This is a genomic window from Mesorhizobium sp. FG116, from assembly GCF_057809835.1.
This window is the reverse complement of record NZ_JBMDKS010000029.1, coordinates 1-23,325: the sequence shown is the minus strand read 5'-3', so window position 1 is coordinate 23,325 and position 23,325 is coordinate 1. Positions and strand designations below refer to the sequence as shown.

Genomic DNA, 23,325 nt, shown 5'->3' with positions numbered 1-23,325 from the left:
ACCTAGCTGGCACAGAACTTTAGCAAGTGCCCGCATAAATCGTCTAGGGACTTCGGGATCGCTTTTTCCTGCATCAAAAGTTCAACATGATTGGCAATATGAAATGGATTTTTGGCAAAGCTGCCATCCGGATTGCCAAGGCCCTTTGAAACCTTGCCGAAGGTAGAGTCCCAGATGCCCTTGTCGACCTCGGCCCGGAGGGTGGCCCCGAAATTGTGAGGCCATTGGACGTAACGCTCTTCCCATACTGTCTCCGTGGGGAAAGGAGCCTTTCCGCTGCCACCAAGAGCTGTCACGATGGCTATATTGTCCTTTTCGTGCTTCTTACGTTCGTTCTCGTTGGTCTTGTTTCCGTCAGCATCGAACAGGACGAAGCTAGGAATACCCATCATATCCGCGATAACAAGCGGCTCAATGATATAACCTTTTCCATTGGTGGGAACGATTTGGGCGCCGTAACGCCGGTAGTCTTCCCATCGGCCTGATAGCATCATCCAGGCATTGATGAATGCAACATCTTCCAGACCTTCCACGAAAATGAGCTTGGGCGCGAAGAACATTTCATTTAGGTGGGGCTGCATCGCCTGATGCAACTTGGCCATCTGCGCATCCGCTTTGAGCACTTTCTCTCCTAGGATGCTGGATAGCTTCGCAGCCAGGTCATCGAATGACACTGCTGAGACGTTTGAGCATTTCTTGCCCGGATGTCGGCGCACCATCCTGACGCTTTCAAAATAGCGGCCACTGACAAAATATGGACTGTGGGTCGAGACGACGACCTGGGCATTGCCGTCGGCAAGCGTCTGCAGCACGGTGGCAAGGTGCTTGGCCTGAGGCGGGTGTTGGTAGAGTTCTGGCTCTTCACACCCAAGAAGCAGGCGGGGTGCATCAGGATCGTCTGCAGCCGCCAATTCCTGAAGCAAGGCCAGCAAATATGAGCGCTGGAGCCCGTGGCCGAACCGGGCGAGCTCGCCCTCGAAGGCGCCTTCCCCCGCCAACAATCTCGCGATCGGCTCCTCGACTTGAACAGACTTCTTCACATCTTCAGCCCATGAGAGACGGGCTGTGGCGTCCGGGTGGGCCCATTCTCCTAGGCGTCTGCTGAGAGCCTTGGAGATATCGTCCAGCGCGCCCTGCTGGTCTTTGAGGAGATCACGATACCGGGTGAGCGTCTCGTCCTTAAGCTTCTTGATCTCCTCGTCAAACTTCACCTTGGCACGAACCGTGCGGGCGAGGATCTTCCCCAGCGCAGTGTTCTTCCCTTCCACATTTTCCTTCGTGGCATCCTTGACAGCAGGAACATAGACCCACTGCACATGCTTCGCGAGACGGTTAGCCCCTTTGCTGAACCCGTAAAACTGGTCCTTGCTGGGAATAAGAATGCACTCTGCTGGATGGGCTTCTTCATAGGCGCGCAGTGCGTCGCACATGGCATCCTTGGTTGTCCCACCTGTCACCCCTGGAACTGCCGCTCGAATCTTATCGAACTCAGCCTTGCAGTCAGCCGCGGGCCGCCACCGTTGTAGGCTTCAAAGTAGCTTTTGAACGCTTCCATTGCGCGACGCTGGCCATACTGACGGACACTCGCCAACCTCGTGATCGCATCAAAAGTTGCCTTGGCAGTAATTATGAGCTCGCCCTGACGGTAATACTCAGCAAACTCCGTCTGCGCTTCGGGTTTTAGGTCACAAAACGCGACAGTGATCTCAATCGGATGGGAGGTATCCCGATTGTGGAAATCTTCTTCGTCAAGGTCGATAGTACTGGTGGAGGTTCCGTCAATTTCCCTGAAGAAGATGTTCAGAGCACAGAGGATCGTTGACTTTCCCGCTCCGTTTGGCCCGACGAGGGACGTGAAGCTCTCTAACGCGACGGAGAGATCTTTGAATTACCGGAAGTTCTGGATTCGGATTGTCTTGATACGCATGTTGCCCCTCCCCGATTAGCATCGCTGAATTCGTAATCAACGTCCAGACAAGGCACGGCGCAATACAATCTCGAATCTGAGACTTACGAGACGGCTCTGATTGCCCTCGAGGAATACAGGTAGGGCACCTGCATCGCATTGCAGGTGAATGCCAACAGCATGCGATCTACGACAACTGATCTCCGACCACATCGTGCTCTGCTTCTTCTTCGCCCATCCCGCTCGCCAACCCGGCTGGAATATCCCCTGCCATCAGCTTTTCCTTTGAGAGCAAGCCCGCGTCCTCGAGCGCCTCGCGATCGGGGAGATCGCGCAAGGTTTCGAGACCGAATTCCAGCAGGAATCCCTTGGTCGTGACGTAGGTGTAAGGGGCGCCGGGCGTCGGGCTACGCGGGCCGGATGCGATCATTCCGGACCCGCGCAGATTGCCTATCAGATCGCGAGAAATCTCCGTGCCGAAGAATGAGGACAGTTCGGCCCGGGTAATCGGCTGGAAGTAGGCGATGCATGTGAGTACCAGCACTTCGGATTGGGTAAGGTCGACCACACGCTCGCTGGCGCCCACGGCCATGCGGATGGCGTCGGCATAGGCCGGCCGGGTCAGGTGCTTCCAGCCGCCGGCGACCGCGACAAGGTCGTAGGGTCGGTCGCGCAACTCCTCGCGGATGTCGTCAATGAGAAGGTCGATGCTGCAGCTTTTGCCAATGATCCGCGCCAACGTCTCGCGGCCGACCGGCTCGCTTGCGGCAAAGATCGTTGCCTCGACACGGTGCATCCATTCGCGCCAGCGCGCTTCCGGCGGCAGGTGATCCAGTTCCCGATCGAACAGACCTTCGTCTGGTCGGCCTTTCGTTCGTTTTCCGCGTGTCGCTTCGGCCATGGTTGTCACAGCCCATAGATGCGGAAGGTGGGCCGGCCGGAAAGCTCGCGCACAGCGCCGAGTTCGACCAGGCGGTCGAACAGGCGTCGCAATCCGCGGTCGCTTATGCCGGCGATCTTTTCGGAAGCGACGATGGCGTCCTCTGACAAAAGCTTTTCGACGACGGTATCCGCCGCCTTGGCCCTGAGTTTCGGCGTAACGGTGGCAAGCCGATCCGCACGACGTTCGAGCTCAGCGGAAAGATCGATGGCGTGGAGTGCGGCACGCGCCTGAACCATCAGCAGATTTTTCGCTCGCTCACGCCCAGCCTCGATGCCGATTGCCGCAACAGCGGTACTCGCCGCTCGCGGTCGGGCAACCCCTCGACCCACAGCGGCCTCTGTGCCCAGTAGCGGGACCGAATGGCTCCAACCCAGCCGCTGCGCCAGCAGCGCATCGGCGGCCCAGGAGCCGAGAACGCGCCCGAACCCGTGGCGCTCTGCGGCAGCGAATGCGCCGGTCAGCATTCCCACGGTCCCGTCGCTGGCGCCGAGCTGCCGAAACTCGCCCGCCAGATCGCGCGCCGTCTCGTCGTCGCGGGCGAGGCCCAGGGCCTCCAACACACCAGCCAGGCTCGCCTCGGTCAGCAGTTCCTCGGCGGGCCGGGCTGCCAGTCGGCGCCAAGCCAAAAGCATGCGGCCGGCGGGGCCGACGTCGTCGCCTGGCCGCGTGAGCAACACGGCGTCGCGCAGGGCGGCCTCATCCTCGACGCGCCCCGCGTGCTTAGCCGCCATGGCGGCGGCCGAAAGCGCCAGCCGTTGCCGCCACGCGCCGGCCCAGCGCTCCTGCCGGCGGACCACCGCGTCGAGCGCACCCATGGCCGCGCCCGCGGCGATCGCAATATCCTCAAGGCCGTGCGTGGCAAGGCCTTGTGCATCGGGGATGGCCCTGCGCAGCCAGGCCGGCACCGGCACCGGCACGATCGGGACAGCCGCGGCAGCGCCGGCGAGCATGCCGTGATGGCGCGGAGAGGATTTGGGGCGGAGAATCATCGGCAGCAGGATGAATCATGACGGCGCTTATTGCAATGATATCCGCAATTATCCGCCGCGCTTGTCGACACCGTTTTATGTCCGGTAATCTTGCATTATCGGACATATGTGGCTATCCTTCCAGATGATGGACAATTCTCCAACAAAGCCCGCCAAAAGCGCCGATTTCGACCGTGGAGCGCCGCCGGTCGACAAGCGCGCGGGTGGCCATCAGAATAGCGATCTGCCCGACATCATCGATGTCGTTTTGGAGATGGGCCGGCCGGCCCCGGCGATGAGCCCAGATGTCACATCCCGTGTCCGCGTTCCGGCACATGTGGAGATGCTGGTTGAAACCGCCAAGGATTACGCCGCCAACGCCACTGCGGAAAACACCCGCAGCGCCTACACGAAAGACTGGCGGCATTTCACCTCCTGGTGCAGGCGCGCCGGCTTCGAGCCGCTGCCCCCGGACCCGAAGATGATCGGGCTCTATATCAGCGCGTGTGCGTCAGGCGATCCGAAGAACGGGTCCCCTCCCCTCGCGGTGTCGACGATCGAGCGGCGGCTGTCGGGGCTGGCCTGGAATTTTACCCAGCGCGGCCTTTCCATGGACCGGGCCGATCGTCACATCGCCACTGTGCTCGCCGGCATCCGCCGCAAGCACACCAGGCCGCCGCGCGTGAAGGAAGCGGTCCTCGGTGACGACATCGTCGCAATGATCTCCACGCTCGGCCACGATCTCCGGGGCCTCCGGGACCGCGCCATCCTCCTCCTTGGCTTCGCCGGGGGCCTGCGCCGTTCCGAGATCGTCGGCCTCGACGTCACGCGGGACAATGATAGCGACGGTGCCGGCTGGATTGAGATCCTTCCGGGCAAGGGCGTGCTGGTGACGCTGCGCGGCAAGGGCAGTCGCTGGCGCGAGGTCGAGGTTGGCCGCGGCTCCAGCGACCACACCTGCCCCGTCGTCGCGCTCGAAACCTGGATCAGGTATGGTCGGCTCGCACGCGGCCCTCTGTTCCGCCGGATCTTCAAGGATAATAAAACCGTCGACGTCGAGCGGCTTTCCGACAAGCATGTTGCTCGCCTGGTCAAGCAAACCGTGCTCGCCGCCGGCGTTCGCGCTGATCTGCCGGATACGGAGCGTGTGCTATTGTTTGCCGGTCACTCACTGCGTTCGGGCCTCGCCTCCTCAGCCGACATCGAAGAACGCTACGTCCAGAAGCAGCTCGGCCACGCCTCGGCAGAGATGACCCGCAAATACCAGCGCCGGCGAGACCGGTTCCGGACGAACCTCACCAAGGCGTCCGGGCTGTAGAAAAGCCCTCCCCCACCCTCTGCGCTCGGAAACCATGTTGGTCGCGATAGCGTCGCCATCTCGTCCTGCTTGAGATCGAGCTTCTTTCGGATCACATTCGCGTCGACTGCACCGAGATTGATGGTGATGCCGGGGGAATCCTCATCCGGCGCGTGAGCCAGAGCCTCGTACCTGGACTGAACCAGGTCGGTGCCGAACTTGCTCATCTTGCTTATGTCCCACTCCTTTTCGCTGCCTTGAGCGCAGTTGAAAAAGGCGCGACCAGCCGTGCCACCTACCAGTTCCTTGGCCTTTTCAAGCTTTTCAGCAAAGCCTCGGATACCTGCAATCCGCCACCATTCTCCCGGGGCAGCTCATGGCTGGCAGGGTTGGCGTTACCTGCGTCAAGTTTGGCGCGCAACAAGGCCATAATCATCGGCCAAGTGGAGAATTTACCCTCCTTTGCTCTGTCGGTCAGATTACGCAGATAGCCCCCGGCGCTGTTGATCTGCTCTGCGCGCTGATAAATTGCGGCAAGCGTAATGGCTGCCTGCTGCTCACCAAGTGCGACCTGGGCCTCTTTCCAGGCGCTGGGACTGACCCCCAGCATGGTTCTGGCGGTCTCCGCCGCCGCCAGAAATTCGCGCCAGTGGCGAATTTCGCCGTCTGGGGTTAGCGCCCGCAGGTTCGGGCAAGCGTCCAGCACTATTCCCAAAGGCAAATCCCTGCCAGGCAGGCTTCTCAGGTTGTGGGTCTGCTCGACGTTGCCGCTCGCTTCTGTCTTTATTCTTGAGCCGTTTTCAGATTCAGATTGTAGGTCTGGATTTGAATTCTGTTTGTGACGATCAGAATGAGACTCATTGGCGTTCATATTTTGTGATTTAGCGTGAGATTCCAGTATCTCACGGATTTCGGCGTTGAGCCCCTGAAGGTCAGAGGCAATGTCCTCAAGGACCTGGCGCGGCGCCGTGCGCGGGAGCCTTGCAATAATGGCCTGATAGTTCTGGAGCGCCCTGCCCCAGTTACCAGGCACCTTCTCCTCAATGCCAGCGTCGATCATCTTGACGATATCACGCCGCAGAAGCGTGAGACGTTCCTTCACTAGGCGATAGGCTTTCTTCTCGGCCTGGACGGCCTCTGCGGCGTTCCGGAATTCCTCAGAACGCGCCACGACCGGCGACAGGTCGAATCCGTAGGCCTGTTCAATTTCGCCGTGCCTGTCCTTGCGCGCGAAGCGCTTACCGTTCGGACTGTCGCGACGGATGATAAGGCCGCATTCAACGAGAACAGCAAGGTGGCGTCTTAGCGTCGCCGGCGAAATCCCGTTGGCTCGAGCGCTGAGCTGTTCGTTCGAAGGCCATACGATCAATTCCCCCTCGGCGGACAATTCGGTCTCGCGATGGAAGGAAAGGAGCGCATTGAGAATAGCCAGCGACCTGTCCGTTGCGCCGAGGAGTTCCCTGGCTTCCCGAATATGCTGAAAGACCGCCCATTTGTTGACGATGGCGCCTTCGGGTATTGCTTTGGCTGTGACTTGGCTTGCAACGAACCCAAGCGACAACGGCCGCCGCCCAAAAGGCGTCGTTGTGACATACGTCTGCATTTCCATCACCTGTCGTTGGGCAATAGAAAACAGCTCGCCGAATCGACGTTAGATCAGGCCAAGGGCCTTGACTGTGATTCCGGGAAGTGCGATTCTTTCGTCACCACAACTGAGAAGGGCTTCCGGAATTCCGTTTCGGGGGCCTTTTTCTTTTGCCTTGCTTCGTTTCCTTTTTCTTGCCGGTCTGACGGCCGGCGGCTTCAGCCCCTTCGCAAAACCTTGTCAGCTGACAAGGTTTCGTGAAGATGCCACTTAGCCTTCACCCTCTCGGGCAAAGAATTTTTCCATCAATGCCGGCAGTTCGCCTTCCATAAACTCTGCAAAGGCAACGGCATGAGATTTGGGTATCTTCAACTGCATCCCGGCGTCGGTATAGAGCACCTTGCCAAACGTCTTTCCCGACGGTGTCTTGATCGTCCGGGCGGCGGCCCCCTTCCCTTCGGCCTGTGAATGGGCCGCTGAGAAAGCGACTTGAAAACGCTGGTCCGACGGCTGCGCTAAAACCTTGTCAGCTGACAAGGTTTTTCTGATCCGATCGACCGCTGTCCGATCGCCCTCCATGGCCTTGGCAAGAGCGATCCAGCGCGGTCGCCCAACCTTTCCGGCGGGACCGATCGCCTCGATGACGTCCAATGGAATGATCCTGAGAACGCTTCTCATGCGCGCCAGTTCGGGATCATCTATCGAAAGTGCGGCGCGAATATCCCGTGCCTTGATCGCTGCTCCCCCCATCCGCCAGGCAAACAGCGCCCGCTCGATCCAACTCAGATCAAGGCGCGCGGAATTCTCGATACCCTGGACGACGACAAGTTCTGCATCGCTCAATTCAGAGAGGACCGCTCGGATGTTGACCCCAAGCTCAGCCGCTGCCCGGTGTCGCCGATGGCCATAAACAATTTGGTAGCGCCCCTCGTCCGTGGGGTGCCGGCGAACCGCTATCGGCAGCTTCTGCCCCTCTTCGGCGAACCGCTTCTTGAAGGTGGAAAAATCCGCGTCGTCCACGTCCTGCAACCGGTCCGGAAAGGGCGATGGGTCGACAGAGCGCGGATCCAGTTCGAGAACGCCTCCGGCATCGACCAAGGCCTGCAGGCGGTTTCGTTCGAGTCGAAGTTCATTAAGCGAGCGTTGCGTCGCACCGATGACCCCGGCGCCAACGCGGGGAAGGGGAGGGGGGGTCTCCTGAGAACCGGCGTCTTCAACGGCCTTGATAGAAGCCGGCTCCGAAAAGGCCCCGAAATTTGCCAGGATCGATTTAGCGCGCTTGGTCGTCATTGCCGCCCCCAGCTGCGAGCAATCAACTCTACTACCTGTGCGTTTACCGCATCAATCGATTCACGCGCCCGTTTCACTGTGGCAGCGGAAACGTTGCCTGACTCCAGTTCGTAGAGAGTTCGCTTGGCCAATCCGGCGGTTTCTATCGCCGCACTCTCGACGGCTGTCGAGGTCAACACGGCATCGCCAAAGAGGTGACGCAGCATCGAGACGACATGGACCTGGGAATGGTCCAGCGGATCGTGGCGCGTAACGATATAACGGAGAAAATCCTGCTGCATATCTGCGCCGGCGGTCCTGATCACCGATATGAGATCCCCCATCATGAGCAGGAACTGGCTCATGGACATGACATCTAGCATTGCCGGGTGGACGGTCACCAGGAGGCCTGTGGAGGCATAGATCGCGCCGAGCGTCAGAAATCCCAAGGAGGGAGGGGTATCCAGCAGCACGACATCGTAGTCATTCTCAACTTCGGAAAGAGCCACCCGAAGCCGTTCGAAGAACAGCCCATCCGGTTCTGCACGGCGCGACGCCAGCATCCGCGGCGTCTCATGCTCGTATTCCATCACCTCGATATTGCCAGGGATAATGTCAATCCCGGTGAAATAGGTAGGCCTGATCACCTCTTGGATCGGCCGGCGTTCCTCATCGTAGCGCAAGGCCGCGTAGATGGTTTCATTATGCTGAACATCAAGTTCAGGCTGTGCGCCAAACATTGCTGACAGTGAAGCTTGCGGATCCAGGTCGATGGCCAGCACCCGATAGCCATAGAGAGCAAGATAGTGGGCCAAATGCGCGCTGGTCGTTGTTTTCGCGCTACCGCCCTTGAAGTTCGCAATGGCAAGAACCTGAAGATGCTCGCCTGCCCGGCGATGGGGCAGGTACTTCAGCGCCTCACTTGGCCTTTGTTCCGCAAAGAGCCTGCGTAATTCATTGATCTGACCCAATGTGTAGGCGCGATGATTGTTTTCGAGCCGAGCGGGGAGGGGGCCTTTTCCTTCATTCGACATCAACTTGAGGGTCGACTCCGGAATCGACGTCAACTTCGACACCTCGTGGGTCATGAAGTAGCGAAGGCCCTTCTGCGCGTTAGGCGGATACATCTGTTCACGCCGCGCTTGAAGATGTTCAGACAACATCGTCGCGTGCCGCACGATCTTGTCGGCAGGATCCTCGTACAGCGATTTTGTCGCCGCTGGCGCGTTCATTATCGTTTAAGTCCCTCTTTGGCGGTCAACCGGCGTTTTGTCGTCAATTGGCCGCCAAAGATAGGACACGATTCTCGCTCAACGTCCATCGCTTAATGGTTAACGAGAAATGACTGTCCACGCATAGAAAATCATTCGAGCAAGCACTTCGCTCGCTTTTGTCATTAAATCAAATACTTAGCGCCCACCGCGATGAACTGGTCATAAATGCGGCCACGATGCACTTTTCGTCAGTCGCCAACACCAACCTCGGCGCACCAGGGCCGGGAGCAGGAATCGACAGAATCATAACCCCACACGTTCACGACAATCTGACACTCTCAGTGGCAAAGCCACCCAGAGAACCAACCACTGCTGTGCGCGGCGGTGACCAAGTAGGCCATGGAGCGCCGGCAAGATGTCGGTGCGGGCGGAGTAAAAACCGTCCAGCGGCTAGGCTGATACCTTTGGGGGTCGGCCGGGATGTTTGCCGAAGTCTATGCCGCCGTCCGGCATTTCGTCTTTGTCGAGGGCAACAGCCGCCGAGAGGCGGCGCGTGTTTTTGTTCTGAGCCGCGAGACGGTCCTGAAGATGTGCCGGTTCTCGCTACCGCCGGGCTATACGCGCTCGAAGCCGGTCGCGAAGCCGAAGCTGGGTGCGCTGCTGCCGGTGATCGACGCGATCCTGGAGGCGGACCGGGCTGGTCCGGCGAAGCAGCGACATACGGCGAAGCGGATCTTCGAGCGGCTGCGCGACGAGCATGACTATGGCTGCGGCTACACGGTGGTGAAGGACTATGTCCGGATCGCGCGGGCGCGGTGCCGCGAGACGTTCGTGCCGCTGTCGCATCCGCCGGGCCATGCACAGGTGGATTTTGGCGAGACGGCTGGGGTGATCGGCGGGGTTCGCCAGAAGATCCACTTCTTCTGCATGGACCTGCCGCAATCGGATGCTCCCTTCGTCAAGGCCTATCCGGCCGATACGACGGAAGCTTTCCTGGACGGCCACGTCTCGGCCTTCGCCTTCTTCGGCGGGGTGCCACTGTCGGCGCTCTACGACAACCTCAAGATCGCGGTGGCGAGGATCTGCGGGGATGGCAAACGGGAGCGGACGCGGGCGTTCACCGAACTGGTGAGCCATTATCTGTTCCGGGATCGGTTCGGCCGTCCGGGTAAAGGTAACGATAAGGGCAAGGTCGAGGGGCTGGTGAAGTATGCTCGCTCGAACTTCCTGACGCCGATCCCGGTGGCAGCGAGCTTCGACGATCTCAACGCCATGTTGGCCGAGCGCTGCCGGGCGCGACAGGCGGAACGTGCCGGACGCCATGCCACGACCATTGGTGAGCGCCTTGCCGCCGATCTTGACGCGTTGAGGGAATTGCCCGCCGTGCCGCTGGAGCCCTGCGAGAAGCGGGCGGCCAGGGTCTCCTCGACGGCGCTGGTGCGCTATCGCTGCAACGACTACTCGGTTCCGACCACCTATGGCTTCCAGGACGTGATGGTGAAGGGCTTCGTCGATCAGGTTGTCATCCTGTGTGGCGGCGAGGAGATCGCTTGCCATGAGCGCTGTTACGGTTCCGGCACCTTCAAATTCGATCCGCTGCATTACCTGGCGCTGCTCGAGACCAAGCCGAATGCACTCGATCAGGCAGCGCCCTTGCAGGATTGGAACCTGCCCGAAGCGTTCCAGCATCTGCGTCACCTGATGGAAGCGCGCATGGGCAAGCGCGAGTTCATCTAGGTGCTGCGGCTGATGGAGGCGATCCCGAAGGACGTCGTGACCTGTGCCGTGACCGAGGCGATCCGGCTCGGCGCAATCGGCTTCGATGCCGTCAAGCAGATCGCACTGGCCCGGATCGAACGACGGCCGGCCAGGCTCGATCTCGCCGCCTATCCCCATCTGCCGAAGACCAGCGTGAAGACGACGTCGGCGGCCGATTACGCCATCCTCATTCCCGGGAGGGCGGCATGACCGGGAAAGCCATGGATACGATGCCGGCGGGCACGACGAGCGGCACGCCGCAGGTTCTGCTTGCCCATCACCTCAAGCAGATGAAGCTGCCGACGGTGCTGCAGGAATATGACAAGGTCGCCCGTGAATGCGCGCGCGACGGTGTCGATCATCCCCGCTATCTGCTGCGCCTGGTCGAATTGGAACTGATCGACCGCGAACGCCGCGTGGTCGAGCGGAGAATCAAGCAGGCCAGGTTCCCGGCCACGAAGAGCCTCGACACTTTCGACTTCACCGCCATCCCTTCGCTCAACAAGATGCTGGTGCTGGAACTCGCCCGCTGCGAGTTCATCCTGCGCCGCGAGAACGTCATAGCGCTCGGCAACTCCGGCACCGGCAAGACCCCTGTTGCGCTCGCCCTTGGCCTTGCCGCCTGCCAGAAGGGATTCCCCGTCGCCTTCACCACAGCGGCCGCCCTCGTGCATCAGCTCATGGAGGCGCGCGACGAACGGCACCTCATCAAGCTGCAGCGCGAACTGCAGGCGGTGAAGCTGCTCATTGTCGATGAGCTCGGCTACGTGCCGCTGTCGCCGACCGGAGCGGAGCTGCTGTTCGAGGTGCTCTCCCAGCGCTACGAGCGCGGCTCGACCATCGTCACCTCAAACCTGCCTTTTGAAGACTGGACGTCGGTCCTGGGGTCCGAGCGGCTCACCGGCGCGCTGCTCGACCGCCTGACCCACCACGTCCATATCTTGGCGATGAACGGCGACAGCTATCGGCTCAAGCAATCCGCCGGTCGCCGCCGGGCAGCCGCTACGGTTGACGCGGCGGACCAAAACCAGGCCACCGCCTGATCCTCATTCCTTCAAATCCCAAAGGCCGCTCGCTGGCTACGGCGCCATTGAAAGCGCGCTTCGCGAGCGGCCGGCGCCAAGCCCGCACTGGCCTGGATTCTGACCGCCGTTGACACGCGGTCGAGGATGTTGTCCGACACCACTGCTCGCTCGCCTGTGTCTTTAGGCAGCCCACGACGCCGAGGCCGGGCACGCAGCCCGTTCTGACGCATTAGCTGCTCGACGCGATGCAACCCGCAGGACAGGCCCTCGGCCAGCACGTCATGCCAGACGCGGCGTGCACCATAGGTTCGGTCGCTGCTCTTGAAGCTGCGATCGATCGCCGTCACCAGCACCTCGGTGGATTTCGTATTAAGGCCATTCCGATCCAACCAGCTTATCAACGCCGTAGCACACTGCCTTGATCGTATGCGGCTCAGGCGCGAGGACTTCGTCCTCCGCTACGAGCTCAAGTGCACATCCGACCACATCCTTCTCAGGGAAAGACTGATCGGCGAGCCGCCCACCGTTCGGCAGGTGCGCGCGACCATTGCCCGCGTCGCACCACTGCCGACCTCCATATTGCTGACCGGTCAATCCGGCACGGGCAAGGAAGTTGCGGCTCGGTCCTTGCACGCTTTGTCCAACCGTGCGGACAAACAGTTCGTACCTGTAAACTGCGCGGCAATTCCATCAGACGTGATTGAAAGCGAACCGTTCGGTCACTTAAAAGGCGCAGCTTGTCAGTGAATCTTGATCTTTCCGGCCAATGGCCGTACATTCCTTTTGAAGTCTGAGAGCAAAAATGGCTGAGGCAGCAAAAGGATCTATGTCTGGACGCGTCCGCGGGGAACGTCTTGAGACGCGTGTGACCGCTGACCAAAAGCGTCTGATCGAACATGCCGCTGCGGTTCAAGGACGGACCGTGACGGATTTTGTTTTGACAAGCGTACAGGATGCGGCGCGGCGCGCCATCAAGGAACATCAGCATCTGGAGCTTTCGGTGCGGGATAGCCACGCGTTCGTCCAGGCGCTCGTCGAGCCTCGGCCGACCAACGAACGACTGCAAGACACCATTCGTCGCTATCGTGAGAGAACTGGCGCCTGACGAGTGCGAGAGGCGGACGACATCCAGCAGGTCGAGATTCTCGGCCCGCATCATAACCGATCGAGGTTCGAAAGCAGCGTAGAGCCGCTCGACCGATATTTCCAGACGCAAGCCGCGCAGGAAGCCAGAAGGAAGATAGCGGCACCATTTGTCCTCGTGCGGAAGGACGGCAGCCTTGCGGGATATTACACGCTTTCGTCGACGGCGGTGCGGCTGCCGGAACTGCCGGAGGCCGTCGTCCGCAAGTTGCCGCGCTATCCGTTGATCCCGGCGACATTGCTGGGTCGCCTCGCGGTCGATCACCGCTATCAGGGAAGAGGATACGGTCGGTTTCTTCTAGCGGACGCGCTCTATCGGGCCGTGCGCAGCGAGATCGCATCCTTTGCGGTGATCGTGGACGCCAAGAACGAAGGCGCGAAGCGCTTCTATGAGCGCGAGAGTTTTTTGCCGTTTCCGGATCAGCCGATGAAGTTATTCCGGCCTATGGCGGATATTGAAGCATTGTTCAAATGAGGGGGTGTTTGTGGCGGATACCGATGGAGAAAAACCTGCGGAATTGACATTCAAATTTCTGCGGGGCGTCGAGGCTTGGTGTTACATCCCGCAGAAATTAGGCGCCCCCCAAGCGCCTAACTTTTTGTCCACCACTGTTGTGCACGGCTGAAATGTCAAAGTTGAAAGCTCCTTAGCACCGGTCGATGAAACTGGCTCCGCGGCGGCGCTAGAAACGGCATCTTTCAACCGCGGCGAAAGAGCCTTGCGAAACTCATTCAAGCTGCAATCCAGCCATGGCGGATCGGGCGCCCAGGTGAGATTGATTGTGCAGCGCGCAAAATGGCATGAGCATCGAGGCCATAATGGCGATAAAGTTCATCTATGGTACCGGTCTGCCCGAAATGCTCGACGCCAAGCGAGCGGGTTTGGTGACCGTAGACCGAGCCTAACCAGCCAAGGGTGGCGGGATGTCCATCCAGAACCGTCACCAGACCGCAGTGAGGCGGAATTGCGTCCAACAAGCGTTCAATATGACAACGCGCATCGTGGTGACCCGTTTCCCGTTCTCGTCCGGCTGCTGTCCAGCCGGCGTAAAGGCGATCGGCAGACGTGACCGCGAGCAGCCCGACGCGTCTGTCCTCGCCCAGCAGCCCTGCCGCCTGGATCGCTTCCGGTGCTACGGCGCCGGTATATGCGATAACGACTTCCGCATTGGGCCCTGGGTGCTTGAGCCAATAGCCTCCGCTCACGATATTCGCCTCGTCTGCAACTGACAGCTGACGTACTGGCTGTTCGAGGGGGCGGGTCGACAAGCGCAGGTATATCGAACCGCCAACTCCGTCGCACAGGCAGGTTTTAGGATCTCGCCCGGTGTCCTCCATTGACTGCATGTATGTGAAGCCAAAACGCATGATTAGCGCCAGTTCATCGACGAAGGATGGCTCGAACGAAGCAAGGCCATCTTGCGCGAGACCAATCAGCGGTGTCGATATGGATTGGTGGGCGCCGCCCTCCGGGGCAAGAGTTATTCCGGACGGGGTGGCGGCAAGCATGAAGCGCGCATCTTGGTAGCACGCGTAGTTCAACGCATCGAGGCAACGCTGGACAAAGGGGTCGTAGAGGGTCCCGATTGGAAACAGGCGCTGACCGAACAAGGAATGGGACAACCCGAAAGCGGACAACATTGTCATCAGGTTCATCTCGGCGATCCCGAGTTCGACATGTTGACCTGCCTGCGAGCCTTGCCAAACGAACGCTGAAGCAATGCGTTCCTTGCGGAACACGTCGTCTTCCTCCCGGCGGGCAAAAAGCCCACGTTTGTTGATCCAAGGACCCAGGTTGGTGGAAACGCTGACATCGGGCGAAGTGGTAACGACGCGCCGCGCGAATTCCGTATCCTCTCTCCCGATCTCATTAAGGATCGAGCCAAAGGCGGCCTGCGTCGACTGGACACGGGTTTGTGGGGCTTTGAGCCGTTCGGGAATTTCTATTGTGCCGGCTTTGTAGGAGAAGTCCGCCTTGAGCCGGGCGGCGGCGGCGTGCAAAAAACGTTCCATTTCTTCCAAAGGCGAAGAGAGGCCCTCAAAGAGGTCCCACTCATGGCCCTCCCTGATGTTCATGGAGCTGCGCAACGCGCTGATCTGAGCAGGGGTCATCAATCCCGCGTGATTGTCCTTGTGTCCTGCAAGGGGAAGTCCGAACCCCTTGATCGTATAGGCAATGAAGCAGACGGGGGTGTCGCTGTTCTGGTATCGTTGGAAGGTCTCGATCAAGGTCGGCAGGTCGTGACCGGCGAGGTTTGTCATCAGACTGGCAAGTTCAGCGTCGGATCGACGGTTGACAATGTCGATCGCGCTGTTGCTGCCTGCCAGGTCCTGGAGCAGGCGTGAGCGCCACGCTTCACCACCTTGGAAGGTGAGGGCAGAGTAGAGTTGGTTTGGACAGTCATCGATCCATTGCCGCAATTGATCGCCGCCTGGCTCCAGAAATGCCTCTTGAAGCAGCGATCCGTATTTGAGCAATTCGACGCGCCAGCCGAAGCAGGCGAAGACGGCTTGTAACCTTTCGCAAAGACCTTCCTGGATGACCGCATCCAGAGACTGGCGATTGTAGTCGATGATCCACCAGGTGTTGCGCAGCCCGTGTTTCTGCCCTTCGATCAGGGCTTCATAAACGTTGCCCTCGTCCATTTCTGCGTCGCCGAGAAGGGCGATCATCCGGCCTTCAGGATGCGCGGGCGCCCAGTCTTTCGCGTGAATGTAGTCCTGAGCCAAGGACGCAAAGAGGGTCTGGGCGACTCCCAACCCGACGGAGCCGGTGGAAAAATCGACACCAGTAGTATCCTTGGTCCGCGACGGATAGGACTGGGCGCCCTTGTAACCCCGGAAATTCTCAAGCTTATCGCGGGTTTGGCTTCCCAGCAGATACCTAATCGCATGGTAAGCTGGACTCGCGTGCGGTTTCACCGCGACACGGTCCTGAGCTCGCAGACAGTTGAAATAAAGGGCGGTCATGATTGTGGCCAGCGAGGCTGAGGAGGCTTGATGACCTCCAACCTTGATCCCGTCATCATGCGATCGAATGTGATTGGCGTGGTGGACCATCCACGCAGAAAGCCAAAGCACCTTACGTTCCAGTTGCCTCAAATGCGTCAGTTCATCCATCTCGGTCGTTCTCCTCAAGAAGATCGACGCTAACGCGAACACTTTGGAGACAGGAGCTAAAGTCGAATGGATAATGCTTATCTATTGGCGTTAATGGCTACTAGAAATGGAAATATTGGTGGACTCTGCTAATGCGTGAGATAGATGAAATAGACAGAAAAATCATTGCCGCCTTGCAAGCCGACGGAAGGCTGTCGATCCTCGCCCTTGCGGAGATGGCTGGCCTTTCCCCGTCGCCTTGCGCGCGGCGGGTCCGCCTGCTTGAAGAGGCTGGCATTATCAGCGGCTACGTGGCCGTGGTTGATCAAGCCAAGGTCGGTCTTCCGATCAGCGTTTTTGCGTCGATCAAACTTGAGCGCCAGAGGGAGGAGGAGTTAGATCGATTTTCCCAAGCCGTGGCTCGCTGGCCCGAAGTGGTCGACTGTTTCCTGATGACGGGACAAAGAGATTATCTTTTGCGCATCGTTGTGAGGGATCTGGAGGCTTACGAGCGCTTCTTGAAGGGCAAGCTTACGCGCCTCGACGGTGTGGCCTCGATCGAGTCCAGCTTTGCACTTGGACACGTTAAAAAATCCAACATGCTGCCGATAGTTGCTACCGCTGGTCTTTGATGGGCTGGAGCCGCACTGATAAACTCAATTGCCGGCTGATCGGAGCAAGTACGTGCTGTGAGCGCTGTTTGAGCGCTGCCGTAGCCTGCCCGAGCTGCAATTCGCACTTCGGGGAGAACTCACAAGATAATCCTATGGCGATCCATTTGGTCGGAGAGACGATTGATGCCAAGCGCGCGCATCAGCGCGCTCATGTAAGCGAGCTCGTCCAACTCATGCGAGGCATTTATATTGACCAAGAGGTAGATGCTGACGCTGTGATACTGGGTCATGCAATCCGTATCGCGCACTATCTCTACCCCAACGCCTCTCCGTCGCAGGTAAGCGCAGCACATGTCGCGACGACGCCGGACGCGCGACTTTTCATCAGAGGCCGTCGCAACCAGCGCACAAGGCTGCGTAGCCTGGAAATTATCCAGAACGAGACAGCTCCGCATCCTTCAACCACCACCGCAGTAGTTGGCGATGACCTTGGTGAAATGTGCATTGACGCCTGCTCTTGACGGGGACACCAAACCGAAAGACGCGGTGTTACATGTCACATCGCAATCGCCGGATTGTCTTTGGCGTTTGGCGCTTGGTCGCCCAGCCAGGATCCGAGAAGTCGCATCAGGGAAGCTGAAGTTGATGGTGAACGTTGATTGATTGTCCGCCCCCAGATGTCAGCTCCTTAACGTAAAAGCGTATCGAGGAAACTTCGGGCACGTGGATGGCTGGGCCTGGAAAAGAAAGTAGCCGGTAAGGCCTTTTCGACGATGGCGCCCTGGTCCATGAAAACAATCTGGTCGGCTACTTCGCGCGCGAAGCCCATCTCGTGGGTAACACAGATCATGGTCATGCCCTCGCGGGCAAGTATGGTCATGACATCGAGCACCTCCTTGATCATTTCCGGATCAAGCGCGGAGGTCGGCTCGTCGAACAGCATCAGGCGCGGCTTCATGCACAAGGCCCGCGCAATGGCGACCCGCTGCTGTTGGCCGCCAGAGAGTTGCGTCGGATATTTGTTCGCCTGTTCGGGAATATGGACCTTTTCGAGATAGTGCTTGGCTAGGTCCTCGGCTTCCGCGCGCGCCATACCGGCCACCTTGCGCAGGGCAAGGGTGCAGTTGGCGAGCACTGTCAGGTGAGGGAACAGGTTGAAGTTCTGGAAGACCATTCCGGTCTGCCTGCGGGCAAGCGCGGTTTTGCGAGCATTGTCCCCTAGTTTCGTTCCGTCGAGCATGATCGTCCCTTGCTGGTAGCCTTCAAGGCCGTTGATGCAGCGGATCAGGGTCGACTTGCCGGAACCGGAAGGGCCACAGATGACGATACGGGCACCGCGCGGTACGGCGAGGTTGATATCCTTCAGAACATGAAAGGCGTTGTACCATTTGTTGAGCGCGTCGATGGCGACGGCGGGAAGCTTGGATGGGTCTTGCATGAAAAGGCGGTCTTTCGGAAAAGGAAAGTTCATGGCGCTTATCCGTTTGAGTATTATCTTGCGGTCGAGAGGGACAGGCGCTTCTCGAGCCACTTGACGCCTTGGGAAATCAACAGCGCCAAGCCAAGGAAGATGATGCCTGCGACCGTTAGCGGTTCTGCGTAGCGATAGGTCTCGGAAGCGATGTCGAACGCCTGGCCCAGCATTTCCGGAACGGCAAGGACAGCAAGGTAGGGCGTCGCCTTCAGGATGGAGACAAAGTAGTTGCCCATCGGTGCTGCAATGTTGCGCAGCATCTGCGGGGCGATGACGAAGAGGACTGTATCCCGCCTGCCGATGCCGAGCGCTTTTGCGGCTTCCGGTTGTCCCTTCGGGATGGCGTCGATGCCAGCCTTGAACACCTCGGCCAGATAGCCGCTATAATAGAGACTGAGACCAACGATGCCGACGGTCAGCGCATTCAGGCTCAGGCCATAGAACGGCAGAATGAAATAGAGGCAGTAGAGCCAGACCAGCACTGGCGTTGACCGGATGAAATCGATCAGGAAGCGCACGAGGCAGCCGGCAATGCCGCCGGCACGCCGGGTGATTTCAAGGCAGAAGCCGAGTGCGGCCGCCCCCGCACAGCTAATGACGGCGACCAGCAGGGTCATTCCGATGGCGCTGATTACCGCTGGAACACATGACAATGCAAAGTTCATATCAAAGTCCACGGCGCGCCTCCATCGGACTGACGCGCCGCTCCAGCCAGCGCCCTAGGAGGGCGATGGGATAACAGGTCATGAAGTAGGCCAGCAGCAGAGAGCCATAGATCGGCACCGGATCGAACTCGACCTGGGAAATCTCTTTGGCCCGAAACGTCATGTCGGTCAGCGTGATCAACGACACCAGAGACGTTGCCTTTACTAACTGGATGACGAGGTTGACGAAAGTCGGGCTCATGGCGCGCAATGCCTGCGGCAGTTCGATGAGAAAGAGGATCGTTGCCCGGGAGAGCCCGAGCGCCTGTCCGGCCTCCTTCTGCCCGCGGTCCAGGGCCTGCAGGCCGGCCCGCACCGCCTGGCTGGCATAGCCACCGACGTTGAGCCCCAGCACCATGGCTGCGACTGTCATGGCCGAAAGCGATACGCCGGCCACCGGAAGGGCATAGTAGAAGACAAAGAGCAGGATGATGACCGCAGAACTGCGCCAGAACTCGATTATGGATGTTACGACGAAGCGGGTGACGCCATGTGTCAGATATTGGGCGATACCGAAGATGAGGCCGAACGGCATCGCGAACACCAGCCCGTAGAGCGTGACGGAAGCGGTGACCCGGAACCCTGCCAGGATTCCGAGCCAGATGTCGAATATGCTCATTTACTTGGTACCGGCCTGGGTTCCGGCACACAGAGCTTCGGTATTGATCGCGTCGGACGGAACCGCATCTTCACCAAAGCCGTACTTGGCCATGATGCCGGCGACCGCACCCTTTTTCTTCAGGGCGTTGAACTGCCTGTCGTAGAGCGCCTTGAGGTCTTTGTCCTCCTTGCGGAAAGCCACGGCAGTATAAGTCGCCTGATCGTCTTTGGTCACGAATGGCTTGGCCTGTTCGATGTCCTTGGCACTGTCTCCCTTCAAAAGGCCAAGCGCCGTGGGAAGGGAAAGGAGGACGGCGTCAACACGGCCGGCGCGCAGCGCCGCCACGTTGGACTGGATGTCGGGGAAGAGCAGCATGCGATCGCTGGGTATGCCAGCGGCAAGGGCCTTGCGCACCACCACGCTGCCGCGTCCCGCACCCATCGTAATGCTGGCATCGTCGGCAATGTCCTTGTAGCCATGAACATCCTTGGGGTTGCCCGGAAGCACCAGCGCAGCGTCGAGTTCCTTGAGGTCGGGTGTGCTGAACGCGACCTGCTGGCAACGCTCCGGCGTGATCGACAGGCCGGACGCCACCACGTCGAACCGTCCGGCGAGCAGGCCGGGGATGAGCGCGCCAAACTCCGTTACCCGGATGTCAATCTCCTTGACCCCGAGTTCTGAAAAGGCTGCCTTCAGCAAGTCGGGATGCCAGCCTGTAGCTTCTCCCGTCGCCTCGTCACGATAGCCCCATGGGGCGCGGTTGTGCACGCCGACAACAATCTTGCCCTCCCGCAGGATGCGCTCCATCGTTGTCTCGGCAAGAGCGACATGGCTGGCGGCGTCTAGTGTGATTGCGCCCAACGCCAGTCCTAGGACGAGCCGAAGGGTATTAAGTCGAAGCTTCATTACATTCTCCCATTTTATGAAGTTATTTTGACAGGCTATGGTTGTGCATTAGAATTCTAGCGATGCGGATGGTCGCAACCGATCAATTCGACGACAGGTCAGACCCTATGGAGGAGGCGAAGCAACCCATCGTTTCAGGTCGGCCAGCGCCGAGCGCAGGTGCGGCCAGGGAAAGCCGGAAGGATCATCGCCGTCTTCGCTCTCCAGCAGGATCACTTCCAGCTTGGCGATTACGCCTTCCGTGGATTGCGCCGGTGTGCGGGCAAGCTGGTCGAGCAATCGATCTGCTACCGCCGCGCTGCGTTCTTCCGCCGCCTTTGCGTTCGAATAGCCAATCTTGCCATCCGCTCTTTTCCAGCGCTCGAATATTGCGAACTGATCGGCGGAAGGGCAGGAGGGATAGCCCGCCTTGCGCATAAGCCTCGTCTCCAGCCGTTGCTGGCGGCGGCACAGTGCCAGTGTCCTTGCGTGCGCATCGCGCCAGTATTCCGCAAGAGCCACCGCGGGGTCGGCAGCGGACGTTCCACATACTTTCGCGGCATCGACTGGCGAACCATCGCCGGCCACGGTAATGTCACTCGTTCGCCAATGCGTGACGAAAGGCAAAGAAGTGCTATTGTCGGAATCAGCCATGATCCGAGCTCCAGACAGCTTGGTGTGGTCAGGCTGGCCAAGATGTTAGCGCATCAAGGTCAGCCGCTTCGATGCCTATCTACGTTTCCCGTACCCAGTTTTCGAAGCCATTGATGGAAAAAATATCAGTCCTTTAGTAATGTCAATAGAAAAACTATCAAATTTGAAAATCACCATTCGGCAAATCAAAGCCGCCCGTGCACTCTTGGGATGGTCACAAGGAGATCTTGCTAGTCATTCTGGCGTCTCTGAACCAACCATCGCGCGTCTGGAAGCCGAAGATGGCGTTTTAGGTGGTCGTCGGGCCACGAGTTCGAAAATCCTAAAGGCATTGGAGAGTGCGGGTGTGGAGTTCATCCCCGAAAATGGCGGTGGTCCGGGTGTTCGTCTGAGCCGACGTTCTGGCTTATAGAAGTCAAGAAAAGCACGAGCCTCTACGCGGCGACCATCAGATGCAACCATTGAATACTCTGCGGCCCTGGGGAAGCTATTAGTAAGAGCAAATGCATTCCCTGGATAACTGGTAGCCAGTGCAGAACTCACTGCACTCACATGCTGGCGCAAAGACGGCTGATGTCTGCCGCAAGCACGGCATCTCGTCGGCGACCTTCTACAAGTTCAAGGCGAAGTTCGGCGGCATGGACGTGTCGGACGCCCGTCGCCTGAAGGCTCTTGAGGACGAGAATGCGCGGCTCAAGAAGCTGCTTGCCGAGCAGATGCTGGACAACGCGATCCTGAAGGATGTCGCCGCGAAAAAATGGTGACGCCCGACGCGAAGCGGAAGGCGGTGGTTCATGCCTGCAAGGTGCATGGAGTGGCCTTGATCGACGTCCATTGGCACGATCGGGTCAGCATCACATGCGCCGCGGTGAACAGCGCGGTCCACGTGAACGCATCCCCGGATCGGCTGATGCGGCCTCGAACATCGGTCTCGCCGGACTGATACTGTCGCGGCGTGAGGCCGAGGTGGGCGCCCACGTCGCTTGATCGTCGGAACCGGGCCGGATCGTCGATTGCCGTCTTGAAGGCCAGGGCCGTCACCGGCCCAACACCCGGGATAGTCATGAAGCGGCGGCACAACTCATCATTGGCAGTTACTCTCAGCAGTTCCCTGTGCAGGACCGACAGTCGCGCCATCATCGCCGCCCGGCCGTCCAGCAAGGCGCCGATGCAAAGCTCGAGCTGCGGATTGCCGTCGACAAGATCACGGACGCGAGCGTCGAAGCCGCTGGCGCTAACCCGCCCCACCTTCAGACCGAAGGGCCGCAGCAGGCCGCGGATCTCATTCTCATGGTCACGCAGCTTGTTGACGAAGAACTCCCGCGCCACCAGCAGCGAGCGCAACTCCTGGCTGGCCACCAACTTCACATGCACTGCCTTGAACCAGCCGGAGCGGATCAGATGCGCGATCGACCGCGCATCGTTGCGGTCGTTCTTGTTGCGGTTCATCGCGACCATTGCCGCCTTGGCGTGGCGGGCCTCGATGCAAACCGCGGGCACCCCGGCCTGCGTCAGGCCGAAGAACATCCACTGCGACAGCGGCCCCGCTTCGAGACCGACGCGGACGAAGCCATCACCGAGCCGCTTCAGCTCGGCGCTGATCAGTTCCGGGTCTGATCCGACCCGGCACTCATGGACCAGGCGACCATCGCCATCCACGACACATATGTTCGTCAACTCAAGCGATACATCCAGGCCTGCGTAGAGATCAGTCATGCTCGCCTCCTTCCCGGCGGTTGAATATGGCGGGCAGCAAAGCACCGGCGTCTCCGGAACCGAAGCCCCGACTACGCCATCTCAACGACACGCTGTTCTCGACGCTCACCGAGACCCGCAGCGCGATCATCTCATGGAAGGAGGACTACATCACCACAGACCACACTCCGCTCTCGGCAACATGCCTTCAGCCGAGTTCGCAATGAAATCCTCGCTGGAAAAACAGGCCGCATGAGGCCAGAAACGAAACTCAGGACTCTCCCTCAAACCGGAGGAGATTGGGGTCTCAGGTCACGGGAAATGATTCTAGATAAATCCCCAACGATCTTTCCGCCCTGGATACGCAAGGGTCTACTCCTGGACCGGCTCGGTAGCGCTCTTGCTTTAGGAAGCTATCAGAAGAGAGAGGCCCTGTGATAAGCCGCCTATCAGACGGGTGTGGAGCGGTATAAGATTTCCGCTTCTTTCTT

General features: G+C 59.4%; 21 protein-coding genes and 5 pseudogenes. 11 read left to right on the top strand and 15 right to left on the bottom strand.

From position 1 onward, the window contains the following. Positions 1-2 precede the first annotated feature (2 nt). From ACODTY_RS19500 to ACODTY_RS19485, 4 genes and pseudogenes are all read right to left on the bottom strand, one after another. On the bottom strand, positions 3-1,430 hold the full coding sequence (locus ACODTY_RS19500; protein ID WP_488995863.1) for an ATP-dependent nuclease: 1,428 nt from the start codon (positions 1,428-1,430) through the stop codon (positions 3-5). A 23-nt stretch (positions 1,431-1,453) separates the two neighbouring features. Further along, positions 1,454-1,876, bottom strand: a pseudogene (locus ACODTY_RS19495) (ATP-binding protein); the annotation flags it as partial. Between the two features lie 217 nt (positions 1,877-2,093). Further along, positions 2,094-2,807 (bottom strand): SMC-Scp complex subunit ScpB, encoded by a 714-nt coding sequence (scpB, locus tag ACODTY_RS19490; protein WP_488995862.1) that lies wholly within the window; start codon positions 2,805-2,807, stop codon positions 2,094-2,096. Between the two features lie 5 nt (positions 2,808-2,812). Continuing rightward, positions 2,813-3,838, bottom strand: a complete 1,026-nt coding sequence (locus ACODTY_RS19485; protein ID WP_488995861.1) for a DUF1403 family protein — start codon at positions 3,836-3,838, stop codon at positions 2,813-2,815. 127 nt (positions 3,839-3,965) lie between these two features. Here ACODTY_RS19485 and ACODTY_RS19480 point away from each other — a divergent pair, with 127 nt between their 5' ends. Next, entirely contained in the window at positions 3,966-5,135 is a 1,170-nt protein-coding gene (locus ACODTY_RS19480; protein ID WP_488995888.1) for a tyrosine-type recombinase/integrase, read from the top strand. A gap of 274 nt (positions 5,136-5,409) precedes the next feature. Here ACODTY_RS19480 and repC read toward each other — a convergent pair whose 3' ends face one another. From repC to repA, 3 genes are all read right to left on the bottom strand, one after another. After that, positions 5,410-6,717, bottom strand: coding sequence for a plasmid replication protein RepC (repC, locus tag ACODTY_RS19475; protein WP_488995860.1), 1,308 nt, complete (start codon positions 6,715-6,717; stop codon positions 5,410-5,412). A 252-nt stretch (positions 6,718-6,969) separates the two neighbouring features. Further along, the gene (gene repB / locus ACODTY_RS19470; RefSeq protein WP_488995859.1) at positions 6,970-7,989 is read right to left on the bottom strand and encodes a plasmid partitioning protein RepB; all 1,020 of its coding nucleotides are present in this window, start codon (positions 7,987-7,989) and stop codon (positions 6,970-6,972) included. Next, on the bottom strand, positions 7,986-9,200 hold the full coding sequence (gene repA, locus ACODTY_RS19465) for a plasmid partitioning protein RepA (protein ID WP_488995858.1): 1,215 nt from the start codon (positions 9,198-9,200) through the stop codon (positions 7,986-7,988). Before repA ends, repB begins: the two co-directional genes overlap by 4 nt. Positions 9,201-9,662: 462 nt before the next feature. Between repA and istA the strand changes: the two are divergent. After that, positions 9,663-11,150 (top strand): annotated as a pseudogene (gene istA, locus ACODTY_RS19460) (IS21 family transposase). 20 nt (positions 11,151-11,170) lie between these two features. Then, positions 11,171-11,983, top strand: a complete 813-nt coding sequence (gene istB, locus ACODTY_RS19455) for an IS21-like element helper ATPase IstB (RefSeq protein WP_488995887.1) — start codon at positions 11,171-11,173, stop codon at positions 11,981-11,983. A 104-nt stretch (positions 11,984-12,087) separates the two neighbouring features. On the opposite strand, the pseudogene ACODTY_RS19450 reads toward istB, so the two are convergent. Further along, positions 12,088-12,321: pseudogene (locus ACODTY_RS19450) on the bottom strand (IS3 family transposase); the annotation flags it as partial. Between ACODTY_RS19450 and ACODTY_RS19445 the strand changes: the two are divergent. The 3 genes and pseudogenes from ACODTY_RS19445 to ACODTY_RS19435 form a co-directional block, all read left to right on the top strand. Continuing rightward, positions 12,320-12,700: pseudogene (locus ACODTY_RS19445) on the top strand (sigma 54-interacting transcriptional regulator); the annotation flags it as partial. The pseudogenes ACODTY_RS19450 and ACODTY_RS19445 overlap by 2 nt on opposite strands. A 67-nt stretch (positions 12,701-12,767) precedes the next feature. Further along, the gene (locus ACODTY_RS19440; protein WP_488995857.1) at positions 12,768-13,070 is read left to right on the top strand and encodes a type II toxin-antitoxin system TacA family antitoxin; all 303 of its coding nucleotides are present in this window, start codon (positions 12,768-12,770) and stop codon (positions 13,068-13,070) included. Between the two features lie 3 nt (positions 13,071-13,073). Further along, positions 13,074-13,583, top strand: coding sequence for a GNAT family N-acetyltransferase (locus ACODTY_RS19435; RefSeq protein ID WP_488995856.1), 510 nt, complete (start codon positions 13,074-13,076; stop codon positions 13,581-13,583). 257 nt (positions 13,584-13,840) lie between these two features. Here the strand turns inward: ACODTY_RS19435 and ACODTY_RS19430 are convergent, their stop codons facing one another. Further along, on the bottom strand, positions 13,841-16,228 hold the full coding sequence (locus ACODTY_RS19430; protein ID WP_488995855.1) for a transketolase: 2,388 nt from the start codon (positions 16,226-16,228) through the stop codon (positions 13,841-13,843). 131 nt (positions 16,229-16,359) lie between these two features. On the opposite strand from ACODTY_RS19430, the gene ACODTY_RS19425 reads away from it, so the two are divergent. Beyond that, entirely contained in the window at positions 16,360-16,839 is a 480-nt protein-coding gene (locus ACODTY_RS19425) for an Lrp/AsnC family transcriptional regulator (protein WP_488995854.1), read from the top strand. Between the two features lie 134 nt (positions 16,840-16,973). Next, entirely contained in the window at positions 16,974-17,342 is a 369-nt protein-coding gene (locus tag ACODTY_RS19420; protein ID WP_488995853.1) for a hypothetical protein, read from the top strand. A gap of 167 nt (positions 17,343-17,509) precedes the next feature. Here ACODTY_RS19420 and ACODTY_RS19415 read toward each other — a convergent pair whose 3' ends face one another. The 5 genes from ACODTY_RS19415 to ACODTY_RS19395 all read right to left on the bottom strand — a co-directional run bounded on the left by ACODTY_RS19415 (position 17,510) and on the right by ACODTY_RS19395 (position 21,139). Then, entirely contained in the window at positions 17,510-18,292 is a 783-nt protein-coding gene (locus ACODTY_RS19415) for an amino acid ABC transporter ATP-binding protein (RefSeq protein WP_488995852.1), read from the bottom strand. A 20-nt stretch (positions 18,293-18,312) separates the two neighbouring features. Further along, entirely contained in the window at positions 18,313-18,972 is a 660-nt protein-coding gene (locus ACODTY_RS19410) for an amino acid ABC transporter permease (RefSeq protein ID WP_488995851.1), read from the bottom strand. Then, positions 18,962-19,618, bottom strand: coding sequence for an amino acid ABC transporter permease (locus ACODTY_RS19405; RefSeq protein ID WP_488995850.1), 657 nt, complete (start codon positions 19,616-19,618; stop codon positions 18,962-18,964). The genes ACODTY_RS19410 and ACODTY_RS19405 overlap by 11 nt, the downstream gene beginning before the upstream one ends. Continuing rightward, a complete protein-coding gene (gene ehuB / locus ACODTY_RS19400; RefSeq protein ID WP_488995849.1) occupies positions 19,619-20,506 on the bottom strand; it encodes an ectoine/hydroxyectoine ABC transporter substrate-binding protein EhuB in 888 nt (295 codons plus the stop codon). It abuts the gene before it with no gap. Positions 20,507-20,611: 105 nt separating this feature from the next. Then, positions 20,612-21,139: a hypothetical protein gene (locus tag ACODTY_RS19395; protein ID WP_488995848.1), complete on the bottom strand. Its 528-nt coding sequence runs from the start codon at positions 21,137-21,139 to the stop codon at positions 20,612-20,614. Positions 21,140-21,278: 139 nt separating this feature from the next. Here ACODTY_RS19395 and ACODTY_RS19390 point away from each other — a divergent pair, with 139 nt between their 5' ends. Both ACODTY_RS19390 and ACODTY_RS19385 read left to right on the top strand, forming a co-directional pair. Continuing rightward, positions 21,279-21,551: a helix-turn-helix domain-containing protein gene (locus tag ACODTY_RS19390; RefSeq protein ID WP_488995847.1), complete on the top strand. Its 273-nt coding sequence runs from the start codon at positions 21,279-21,281 to the stop codon at positions 21,549-21,551. Positions 21,552-21,669: 118 nt separating this feature from the next. Next, positions 21,670-21,959 (top strand): annotated as a pseudogene (locus ACODTY_RS19385) (transposase); the annotation flags it as partial. Here ACODTY_RS19385 and ACODTY_RS19380 read toward each other — a convergent pair. Continuing rightward, positions 21,932-22,855 carry an IS110 family RNA-guided transposase gene (locus ACODTY_RS19380; RefSeq protein ID WP_488995846.1) on the bottom strand — a complete coding sequence of 308 codons (924 nt, stop codon included), beginning with the start codon at positions 22,853-22,855 and terminating at the stop codon, positions 21,932-21,934. The pseudogene ACODTY_RS19385 and the gene ACODTY_RS19380 overlap by 28 nt on opposite strands. A 26-nt stretch (positions 22,856-22,881) precedes the next feature. On the opposite strand from ACODTY_RS19380, the gene ACODTY_RS19375 reads away from it, so the two are divergent. Continuing rightward, on the top strand, positions 22,882-23,061 hold the full coding sequence (locus ACODTY_RS19375; protein WP_488995845.1) for a hypothetical protein: 180 nt from the start codon (positions 22,882-22,884) through the stop codon (positions 23,059-23,061). Positions 23,062-23,325: the final 264 nt, after the last annotated feature.

What these genes read in the sequence shown, in the direction of transcription:
- ACODTY_RS19420 (WP_488995853.1), top strand. Translation starts at nt 16,974, where the DNA reads ATGGCGATCCATTTGGTCGGAGAGACGATTGATGCCAAGCGCGCGCAT.
- ACODTY_RS19380 (WP_488995846.1), bottom strand. Translation starts at nt 22,855, where the DNA reads ATGACTGATCTCTACGCAGGCCTGGATGTATCGCTTGAGTTGACGAAC.
- ehuB (WP_488995849.1), bottom strand. Translation starts at nt 20,506, where the DNA reads ATGAAGCTTCGACTTAATACCCTTCGGCTCGTCCTAGGACTGGCGTTG.
- ACODTY_RS19395 (WP_488995848.1), bottom strand. Translation starts at nt 21,139, where the DNA reads ATGGCTGATTCCGACAATAGCACTTCTTTGCCTTTCGTCACGCATTGG.
- ACODTY_RS19485 (WP_488995861.1), bottom strand. Translation starts at nt 3,838, where the DNA reads ATGATTCTCCGCCCCAAATCCTCTCCGCGCCATCACGGCATGCTCGCC.
- ACODTY_RS19425 (WP_488995854.1), top strand. Translation starts at nt 16,360, where the DNA reads ATGCGTGAGATAGATGAAATAGACAGAAAAATCATTGCCGCCTTGCAA.
- repA (WP_488995858.1), bottom strand. Translation starts at nt 9,200, where the DNA reads ATGAACGCGCCAGCGGCGACAAAATCGCTGTACGAGGATCCTGCCGAC.
- repC (WP_488995860.1), bottom strand. Translation starts at nt 6,717, where the DNA reads ATGCAGACGTATGTCACAACGACGCCTTTTGGGCGGCGGCCGTTGTCG.
- ACODTY_RS19405 (WP_488995850.1), bottom strand. Translation starts at nt 19,618, where the DNA reads ATGAGCATATTCGACATCTGGCTCGGAATCCTGGCAGGGTTCCGGGTC.
- ACODTY_RS19440 (WP_488995857.1), top strand. Translation starts at nt 12,768, where the DNA reads ATGGCTGAGGCAGCAAAAGGATCTATGTCTGGACGCGTCCGCGGGGAA.
- ACODTY_RS19480 (WP_488995888.1), top strand. Translation starts at nt 3,966, where the DNA reads ATGGACAATTCTCCAACAAAGCCCGCCAAAAGCGCCGATTTCGACCGT.
- ACODTY_RS19390 (WP_488995847.1), top strand. Translation starts at nt 21,279, where the DNA reads ATGTCAATAGAAAAACTATCAAATTTGAAAATCACCATTCGGCAAATC.
- repB (WP_488995859.1), bottom strand. Translation starts at nt 7,989, where the DNA reads ATGACGACCAAGCGCGCTAAATCGATCCTGGCAAATTTCGGGGCCTTT.
- ACODTY_RS19430 (WP_488995855.1), bottom strand. Translation starts at nt 16,228, where the DNA reads ATGGATGAACTGACGCATTTGAGGCAACTGGAACGTAAGGTGCTTTGG.
- ACODTY_RS19500 (WP_488995863.1), bottom strand. Translation starts at nt 1,430, where the DNA reads ATGTGCGACGCACTGCGCGCCTATGAAGAAGCCCATCCAGCAGAGTGC.
- istB (WP_488995887.1), top strand. Translation starts at nt 11,171, where the DNA reads ATGCCGGCGGGCACGACGAGCGGCACGCCGCAGGTTCTGCTTGCCCAT.
- scpB (WP_488995862.1), bottom strand. Translation starts at nt 2,807, where the DNA reads ATGGCCGAAGCGACACGCGGAAAACGAACGAAAGGCCGACCAGACGAA.
- ACODTY_RS19415 (WP_488995852.1), bottom strand. Translation starts at nt 18,292, where the DNA reads ATGAACTTTCCTTTTCCGAAAGACCGCCTTTTCATGCAAGACCCATCC.
- ACODTY_RS19375 (WP_488995845.1), top strand. Translation starts at nt 22,882, where the DNA reads ATGGCGGGCAGCAAAGCACCGGCGTCTCCGGAACCGAAGCCCCGACTA.